The sequence below is a fragment of the Bradyrhizobium sp. SHOUNA76 genome (genome assembly GCF_023006445.1).
In the GTDB taxonomy this organism is placed as follows: Bacteria; Pseudomonadota; Alphaproteobacteria; order Rhizobiales; family Xanthobacteraceae; genus Bradyrhizobium.
The window spans coordinates 1-6,228 of sequence record NZ_JALBHA010000398.1; the positions used below are offsets into that span (position 1 = coordinate 1).

The window sequence follows — 6,228 nt, forward strand, 5'->3', positions numbered from 1 at the left end:
CGCCCCGGCCGCTCCGAAGCTTGCCTCCGCCGATCCGATGCCGGTCCAGATGAGCGCCACCACCAAGCCGGTCGCCACCCATAGCGGCTGGATCGTCCAGGTCGGCGCGCTCGAGAGCGAGAATGAAGCGCAGCACCGCATCGACGCCGCGCGCAACTCGGCCCGCGGCCTGCTCAGCAAGGCTGATCCGTTCACCGAAGTCGTCGCAAAGGACAATCGCAAGCTCTACCGCGCCCGCTTCGCCGGCCTCGAGCGCGATCAGGCCGAAGCCGTCTGTCGCACCCTGAAGCGCGCCGAGATCTCCTGCATCACCGTCCGCAACTGATCTCCTTGCCGTTTTGAGACGAAAATGCCCGCGCCTAGCGCGGGCATTTTCGTTTTGGGACGCGATGACGCGGGCGCTGTTCGTGACAAGGCTGATCCGCGACAACCTCTCGTCAAGAATTTAGGGTTAAAACTTTGCTCAAGGGATCGACCACGCCGAAATGGCGGGCATCGGGGCGACGGCAAACGGAGCAAGCGGAGCTCACACGGTACGGGCGTTTGTGGCGTGGTGCCGGAGTTAGCCGTTATGCGTACGAAGCAGAGTATCCTTGGCCTCGTTTACACGGGCAGCGAGATAGTTCGAGCCCCCCTGGTCGGGATGGAGTTTCTTCATCAGGGACTTGTGCGCCCGGCTGATGTCGTCGCGCCCCGCCCCCGGCTGCAGGCCAAGGATCTGATAGGCCTCCTCCGCCGTCATTTTGCTGCTCGCCGCCGTGCGGCGCTGCCCCCCTGCCGCGTCGCCCTGCGCGTTCTGACGCCAAGCGGGAAACCGGCGGTCCAGATAGCTTTCAAGTAGGGCCACGCTCTCCGCGTCGAACGTCGGGACCATCGCCAACAGGCCCGCCAGATCGAACTCGCCGAGGTCGCGCCCGGCGTGAGGCCCGGCGACGATCAGCCCGCCAAGCTGGCCGGTGTCGTGGTCGAGCCGCATATCCAGGAATTGCGAGCGCACGCGTGAGGCCTGGCCTGACGCGGGCGCAGCACCGCCGCCGAACAGCCCGCCGATATTGCCGAAGCCGGCATTTGCCAGCGGTGTCCAGCCCAAGAGCCCGGCACCGAAAATCCCCAGCGGGATCGCCACCGCCAATTCACCCCGCAGGCCCGTGAATGCTGCGACCGCCAGCGCCACCACGCCGCCGCCGAACCTGATGGTGCGCGCCAGCACCGCCGGGTTGGCGGCGCGGAACATCTGGAGCAGCAGGTAGAGCGTGATAACAGCGACAGCGCCGGCGATCAGGGTCATATCGGGAATATAGTCGCCCTCGTGGCAAAATGCATGGCATACGCCCCGCAGCGAGCCGCGACGGCCTGAGCGCTACTTCATCTGACCGATCAGCTTGGCCGCTCCGCTGGCGGTCTTCGCCAAGTTCAACAATGCCTCGCGACCACCGGCGGCATAGGCCGCGGCTGCCCGCAGCAACTCACGCAGCTGCGCCGCCGCGCCCGGATCAAACCGGCACCAGGCGCCGCCGGTCAGGCGCGCGATCTCGCGAAAGGCCTGCTCGGCGACCGCGTCATGACCTTCCTGAAACACGAACACCGGCACATTGAGCATGCCGAGCTCGCCGGCCTTGACGCAGAGCTCGTCGACGTTCTCCTCCATGGCATCGCCGACGAAGACGACGGCGCGCACGCCAGATGCGACCGCTTCGCGCCGCGCCTCGCTCAGCACCTTGCCGATCTGGGTGTCGCCGCCGCGGCAATCGATCTTGCTCATCAGCGCCGCAAGCCTGGTGCTATCGGAGATCCATCCCGTGGCGCGGCACTCGTTCAGACCGCGATAGTAGACGAGCCGGATATCAAGACTGCCGAGTGCCGCGGTCTCGCGAAACATGTCGGCCTGAAGCGCGCAAGCCATGTCCCAGGTGGGCTGCCGGCTCATCGTGGCATCCAATGCGAAGATCAGCCGCCCCTTCGCGCCCGGCGCATGGGGTGACAGCGCCCGCGCCTTGGCGACGAAAGCGGCAATGTCCTCCGTGGTCGACGTTCCGGCCTGCGGCACCGCGCCGCCTGCTTGTGCCGAGACGGCATCGCCGCCGCCCGGCTTGATGGGTTCGCCCGACATCGCTTGACCCTGCGTAAGCAGCTAATGTGGTCAGCCCGGGCAGCCCGGTCAATGTGCAAAGCCTCCGCGGGCGGAGGCCGGCGGAGGCTTTGGAAATCAGTACAATCGGGGGTGAGAGCGTCGGCTCTCGATGTTAGCTCTTGGCGGGCGCCATCAGCGCGACCGGGCCGGGCTCGAGGACGTTGGGCGGCGACGATTGCGTGTCGACCGGCGCGATCTCGCTGTCGGTCGCGCTCAGGAATTTGTCGAGCATGCTCTGGATCGAGTTCTTTGCGACATCCGGACCGGTGTCACGCATGTCGTTATGCTGAAACTCGGTCTTCACGACCTGGATGCCCGCCTTCTCGCATTCCTCGTCGGTCGGTAGCACGCCCGCATCGGCCTTGAACTGCGGATCCTGCGAACGGAACGACAGGATCTTGAACTTGCCCGCGGTGACGAAGGGCACGCGCAGATTGTCGAGCGTGACGACCTTCTTGACCTCATCCGGATACTGCTTGGCGAAATACATCGTGATGTCGCCGCCCATGGAGTGGCCGACCATCGTCACCCTGGCGTAATCGGCGTTGGGCTGAACCTTCTTCAACTCCTGCATGGCCAGATGAATGTTGGCGACGCCGCGCAGGATCTGCGGCAGCCGGCCGACATAGAGCTCACCCGGCTTGGTGACCATCGGAGGATCGGTCGGCAGATCGTGCTGCGGGCTCACGACCATGTAGCCGCGCGCAGCGAAGATGTTGGCGAGGAAGCCGTATTCGGTGTTCTTGACGGTATTGCCGTGATTGATCACTGCGACCGGCAGCGTGATCATGCCGGCATTGGCCTGCATTTCCTTGTCGCGTCGCACCGCGATTTGGACGGGCACCGGACGGTTGTCGCGGGAGGCGTCGTAGAAAGTGATGGTCTCGTGCTTGATCGCCCACTTGCTCGCCGTGAAATAGGCGATGCCGCAGAGGGCACTGACGGAAACCAAAACGGCAATTCCACGCTTCATTTTCGTCCTCAGCCTCAGGCTCTTGCGGCCTGAATCCCTGTTGAAAATCGTGTTCTTCCGGGGCTCTTCGTCCCCTGGTCGCCTAATCGCTAATATATGTCACAGGCGCGTGACAGGAAGGCCAAATATTGTGAAGCTGCAGCTCTTTCGTTGTGCGGCGCACACGTTTTCTGGGCACCCTTTTGATCTACAGCTACGTCAGGTGCACCTCACCATCGGACGCAACCCATCTCGATCAGGTTCAATTTCGCAGTAAACGTGGGGTGAAAACGGCCGAACGCGACCAGGGTTCCCGCGGAACCCTGGCACTCAGATCGATCGAAAGTAGCGAGATACCGCCTTAGGCGCGCCCGGAATCCTTAGGCGCCCAGAATGTCGTGCACTTCGAGCGGCTTGTCGATCTGGTTGAACCATTCGGCCCGGTTGGCGGCGCGACGGCGCCCGCGCTCATCGAGCGGCAGCTTGAGCTGGCGGAGCAGGCTCGTCACCTCTTCCCGTGCGGTGAGATGGCCGAGATTGGGCCGCATGCCGAGCGTGGCCTCGTCGATCTCGTCGAGGGCGGTCAGGCCGCGCGGGAAAAATTCGCGATAGACCACGCGTTCGGCGAAGCCGTCGACGTAGCGGAAGCCGAGCCGCAGCGACAGATCCTTCAACCCCTCCGCGACGAGCTGCTTGTTGCGGGAGCCGAGCATCGACAGGCGGTTGCGCACGACGATCCAGTCGGTGGTCGAACCGTCGAGCTGGCGGCGCTTGCGCCTGACGTCGCGCACCATCTCGGCATAGTGGCTCTCGCCCGTCACCGCGTAGCTCGCGGGATCGACGGTACCGAGCACGTCGAAATCGAGGAAGCTGTCGTTGATCGGCGTGACCAGCGTGTCGGCCATCGAGTGCGCGAGGCGCATGAGGTAGCTGTCGGTGCCCGGCGTATCGATGACGATGAAGTCGAAGCTGCTCTCGACTGCCGAGACAGCCTCCATGAACTGCAGGAACTCGGAATTCTCGTTCTCGGCGATCTGCATGGTCTCGCCGAGCTTGATGCAGCGATGCACCGGCAGCTCGAGGTCGAGCTTGGTGCGGCGCGCCCAGGCGGCACGATTGCCGATGTAGTGGGTAAAGCTTTGCTGACGGCAGTCGAGGTCGATGGTGGCGACGCGCTGTCCGGCCTTCAGGAGCGCAACCGCGATGTGCAGGGCGGAGGTCGACTTGCCGGAGCCGCCCTTCTCGTTGCCGAGCACGACAACGTGCGCCGAGCCGGATTGGCCTTGGCTAGCCTGCACAAGCATGGCGATCCTCAACACCCCTGATGAATAATCTTCGAGTTGGCCGGGTCTGCGGTCAAGTGAAATGCGTGACAGGTTATGCAAATCGTATCGTGCCGTTCTTCATCATGAATAGCGGCACTCATCTTCGTCTGTGATACAGCCCACAATGTCGCGACGTCGTGCGCCAGCTTGCAGAGGATGCTGTGCCGCATCCGGGTGCATGGCGTCCACGATCGCTGCTTGTTAAGGTTAGCCGCCCCGGGCGCCAGATCGTGCCGCGCCGATTCCCAACCCTGTCGAGTCCCGATGTCACCAAGCCCCTTGATCGCCCGCACGGTCCCCACCTTGCGCCGCGCCGTCGACAATCTTCGCAAGCGAAAGGCCACGATCGCGCTGGTCCCGACCATGGGGGCCCTCCATGACGGGCATGTGTCCCTCGTCCGCCTCGCCAAGCGGCGCGCCAGCCGCGTCGTGGTCTCGATTTTCGTCAACCCGACCCAGTTCGCCCCGACCGAGGATTTCGGCGCCTATCCGCGCACCTGGAAGGCCGACATCGCCAAGCTCGCGGCCGAGGATGTCGACGTCGTCTGGCATCCGGAGGTCAAGGCCATGTATCCCGACGGCTTCGCCACCCGCATTGTGCCGGAGGGGCCGGCGCTCGCCGGGCTCGAGGACCGCTTCCGCCCGCATTTCTTCGGCGGCGTCGCAACCGTCGTCGGCAAGCTGTTCACGCAGTGCCGGCCGGACTTTGCGATCTTCGGCGAAAAGGATTTTCAGCAGTTGCGGGTGGTGACGCAGATGGCGCGCGACCTCGACCTCGGCGTCAAGGTGATCGGCTCGCGCACTGTGCGTGAGCGCGACGGGCTCGCGATGTCCTCGCGCAACGTCTATCTGTCGCCCCAGGAGCGGCAGACCGCCACCGTCCTCTACCGTGCCATGAAAGCGAGCGCGCAGCGGATCAAGGCCGGCGATGCCATCGCGCCCGCGATGGCCGGCGGCGCCGAGATGATCAAGGCGGCGGGCTTTGCGCTCGACTATTTCGAGGTCCGCCATGCCGAGACGCTGGCGCCGGTCACCTCGCGCAAGGACGGCCCCTTGCGGATCCTGGTCGCGGCCAAGCTCGGCACCACCCGGCTGATCGACAATATCGCGGTCTGAAGCGCGATGATATCATCGCGCTTCAGCTTATTGTTTGAGCATGATCTCCGCGCAAACGCGTTCAGCGTTTGTCGCGAGGGAAAACCGCTGCGCACTTTTCCGGATCATGCTTAGAGCAGCCCGAGATCGCGCAATTCACGCCGCATCGGCTCCGGCATCGCCGCGATCGAGCCGGCGGCGGACTTGCCGAGATCAGCCGGCACGGAATCCTCCGTGAGATAGCGCCAGCCCTGGAACGGGCGCATCGGCCGCGGCGACACCGAGATCACCTTCGGCTGCATCACGATGCGGCAGCGCCCGATGCCGTCCTTGTCGCGGAACGGCTCGATGCCGATGATCTTTTCCCGCGCGGCGATCTCGCCCTTGATCACCCAATAGAGCGACCCGCCCGCGAGGATCTCGGTGTCGCGCTTGGGCACCATGCGCGTGATGTGGATGTGATGTTGCGGCAGACCCTTCTTCTTGGCGGTCTGCATCCGTTCGGCGATCCACTCCTTCAATTCCTTGACGGAGTCGCAGCCGACGGCGAGCTTGATCAGATGTAGCGGCATGCCCAAGCATTAGCCGGGCAGCACCGCATTTGGAATGCCGATCTACTCGTTATCCGCAGCTGCGGGAGCGGCCGCCGTGGCCGGCGGCGGAGCGAGCGGAACCGGTGCTGCGGGAGCGCGAGCAGCAGCCTTGGGAGCCGGCGGTTTCTTCGC

General features: G+C 64.5%; 7 protein-coding genes. 2 read left to right on the top strand and 5 right to left on the bottom strand.

Annotation, left to right across the window (positions count from 1 at the left end):
• Nucleotides 1-325 (top strand): SPOR domain-containing protein (locus tag MOV74_RS28750; protein ID WP_246930010.1); only part of this gene is annotated, 325 nt, incomplete at its 5' end.
• Nucleotides 326-562: 237 nt separating this feature from the next.
• Here MOV74_RS28750 and MOV74_RS28755 read toward each other — a convergent pair.
• The 4 genes from MOV74_RS28755 to MOV74_RS28770 all read right to left on the bottom strand — a co-directional run bounded on the left by MOV74_RS28755 (nt 563) and on the right by MOV74_RS28770 (nt 4,387).
• The gene (locus tag MOV74_RS28755; RefSeq protein WP_246930011.1) at nt 563-1,288 is read right to left on the bottom strand and encodes a DnaJ domain-containing protein; all 726 of its coding nucleotides are present in this window, start codon (nt 1,286-1,288) and stop codon (nt 563-565) included.
• Between the two features lie 72 nt (nt 1,289-1,360).
• The gene (locus tag MOV74_RS28760) at nt 1,361-2,110 is read right to left on the bottom strand and encodes a VWA domain-containing protein (RefSeq protein WP_246930012.1); all 750 of its coding nucleotides are present in this window, start codon (nt 2,108-2,110) and stop codon (nt 1,361-1,363) included.
• A gap of 133 nt (nt 2,111-2,243) precedes the next feature.
• On the bottom strand, nt 2,244-3,104 hold the full coding sequence (locus MOV74_RS28765) for an alpha/beta fold hydrolase (RefSeq protein ID WP_246930013.1): 861 nt from the start codon (nt 3,102-3,104) through the stop codon (nt 2,244-2,246).
• A 359-nt stretch (nt 3,105-3,463) separates the two neighbouring features.
• Entirely contained in the window at nt 3,464-4,387 is a 924-nt protein-coding gene (locus MOV74_RS28770) for a division plane positioning ATPase MipZ (protein WP_246930014.1), read from the bottom strand.
• A 285-nt stretch (nt 4,388-4,672) separates the two neighbouring features.
• Between MOV74_RS28770 and panC the strand changes: the two genes are divergently transcribed.
• Entirely contained in the window at nt 4,673-5,524 is an 852-nt protein-coding gene (gene panC / locus MOV74_RS28775; RefSeq protein ID WP_246930015.1) for a pantoate--beta-alanine ligase, read from the top strand.
• A 110-nt stretch (nt 5,525-5,634) separates the two neighbouring features.
• On the opposite strand, the gene MOV74_RS28780 is transcribed toward panC, so the two are convergent.
• Nucleotides 5,635-6,075 carry a DUF1489 family protein gene (locus tag MOV74_RS28780; protein WP_246930017.1) on the bottom strand — a complete coding sequence of 147 codons (441 nt, stop codon included), beginning with the start codon at nt 6,073-6,075 and terminating at the stop codon, nt 5,635-5,637.
• Between the last annotated feature and the right edge of the window lie 153 nt (nt 6,076-6,228).

What these genes read in the sequence shown, in the direction of transcription:
- MOV74_RS28755 (WP_246930011.1), bottom strand. Translation starts at nt 1,288, where the DNA reads ATGACCCTGATCGCCGGCGCTGTCGCTGTTATCACGCTCTACCTGCTG.
- MOV74_RS28760 (WP_246930012.1), bottom strand. Translation starts at nt 2,110, where the DNA reads ATGTCGGGCGAACCCATCAAGCCGGGCGGCGGCGATGCCGTCTCGGCA.
- MOV74_RS28765 (WP_246930013.1), bottom strand. Translation starts at nt 3,104, where the DNA reads ATGAAGCGTGGAATTGCCGTTTTGGTTTCCGTCAGTGCCCTCTGCGGC.
- MOV74_RS28770 (WP_246930014.1), bottom strand. Translation starts at nt 4,387, where the DNA reads ATGCTTGTGCAGGCTAGCCAAGGCCAATCCGGCTCGGCGCACGTTGTC.
- panC (WP_246930015.1), top strand. Translation starts at nt 4,673, where the DNA reads ATGTCACCAAGCCCCTTGATCGCCCGCACGGTCCCCACCTTGCGCCGC.
- MOV74_RS28780 (WP_246930017.1), bottom strand. Translation starts at nt 6,075, where the DNA reads ATGCCGCTACATCTGATCAAGCTCGCCGTCGGCTGCGACTCCGTCAAG.